We start from the raw sequence: 1,340 nt of genomic DNA on the forward strand, positions 1-1,340 counted from the left end.
GGGAAGAACACGACAGCAGCCTGCGCTGTACCGGGCGAGACCGCTACCTGAGGAGGCCGAAAAGCCGTGACCCAAGGCCACCGCATCACCATCGAGCAGGGCACCGAGCACGTCCGTGTAGTGCACGGCGGACAGGTGCTCGCCGAGAGCACACGCCCGCTGCTGCTGCGCGAGACGGGCCTGCCCGTGCGCTACTACCTCCCCGCGGAGGACGTACGTCTGGATCTGCTGACCCCGTCGGAGACCCGCACCCACTGCCCCTTCAAGGGTGACGCGTCCTACTGGTCGCTGCCGGACGCTCCCGACCTCGTCTGGAGCTACCCCGACCCGAAGCCGGAGGTCGCCGAGATCAAGGACCACCTGTGCTTCTACGAAGTAGAAGCCGTTTGACCCCGTTCTCCGAACGGACCCACGTCCCACCGATGAGTTCCGGGCCGCCCGGCAGTCCTCACAGGCATGGAGAAGAAGACGATCTCGCGCGATGGCACTCCCATCGCGTACGAAGTCAGTGGTGAGGGCCCGGCGGTCATCTTCGTGACCGGGGCCATGGCCACGGGCGCTTCCGACGCGCCCCTGGCCTCGCTCCTGTCGGACCGGTTCAGCGCGGTCGTGTACGACCGCAGGGGCCGCGGCGAGAGCGGTGACACAGGGCCCTTCGAGGTGGCCCGGGAGGTCGAGGACATCGCGGCCCTCATCGAGGCCACGGGCGACGGCAGCGCGGGCCTGTACGGCATGTCGTCGGGCGCCGCGCTGGTCGTGGAGGCCGCGGCGAGCGGGCTCCCGGTCCGCAAAGTGGCTGTCTACGAGCCGCCGTTCGCCGTCTACGAAGGGGGCGAAAAACAGCGCGCGGAGTACACGGAGCGCCTCACCCAGCTGCTGGCGCAGGACCGGCGCGGAGACGCGGTGGAGCTGTTCATCGCCCTGACCGGGGCGCCCCCCGAGGTCATCAGGGGCATGCGGCACTCCGCGGTGTGGCCGGCCCTGGAGGCGGTCGCCCCGACCCTCGCGTACGACAACGCCGTGATGGGCGACGGACTGGTGCCCCGCAAGCGCCTCGCCTCCGTCCCGGTGCCCGTGCTGGCCCTGGCGGGCGGCGCGAGCCCCGAGTGGATGCGCGAGTCCGCCCGGGCCACCGCGGAGGCGGCGCCGGACGGGACGTACCGCGTACTGGAGGGCCAGACCCACGTGGTGGATCCCGGGGTCCTGGCACCGGCGCTGGCGGAGTTCTTCGCCGTGTAGCCCTGTAGCCGTACAGCCGTGCCGGGCGGTGCCGGGGTGCCTCAGGCCAGTGCGGTCGCCGCGCGCGTGGTCGTCGCGATCGTCGCCGAGCCCACGAGACT

Annotated in this window: 2 protein-coding genes; both read left to right on the top strand. The window is 71.4% G+C overall.

Annotated elements, in window-relative coordinates; translation table 11 throughout:
- Nucleotides 1-66: 66 nt before the first annotated feature.
- A complete protein-coding gene (locus EU811_RS23120; RefSeq protein ID WP_142940575.1) occupies nt 67-390 on the top strand; it encodes a DUF427 domain-containing protein in 324 nt (107 codons plus the stop codon).
- Nucleotides 391-456: 66 nt separating this feature from the next.
- Nucleotides 457-1,239 (top strand): alpha/beta fold hydrolase, encoded by a 783-nt coding sequence (locus EU811_RS23125; RefSeq protein ID WP_142940576.1) that lies wholly within the window; start codon nt 457-459, stop codon nt 1,237-1,239.
- The last annotated feature ends 101 nt before the right edge of the window (nt 1,240-1,340 follow it).

The sequence above is a fragment of the Arthrobacter sp. TS-15 genome, from assembly GCF_006964045.1.
Taxonomy (GTDB): domain Bacteria; phylum Actinomycetota; class Actinomycetes; order Actinomycetales; family Micrococcaceae; genus Arthrobacter.

Excerpts from the sequence above, each read along its gene's own strand:
- EU811_RS23125 (WP_142940576.1), top strand. The coding sequence starts at position 457 with ATGGAGAAGAAGACGATCTCGCGCGATGGCACTCCCATCGCGTACGAA.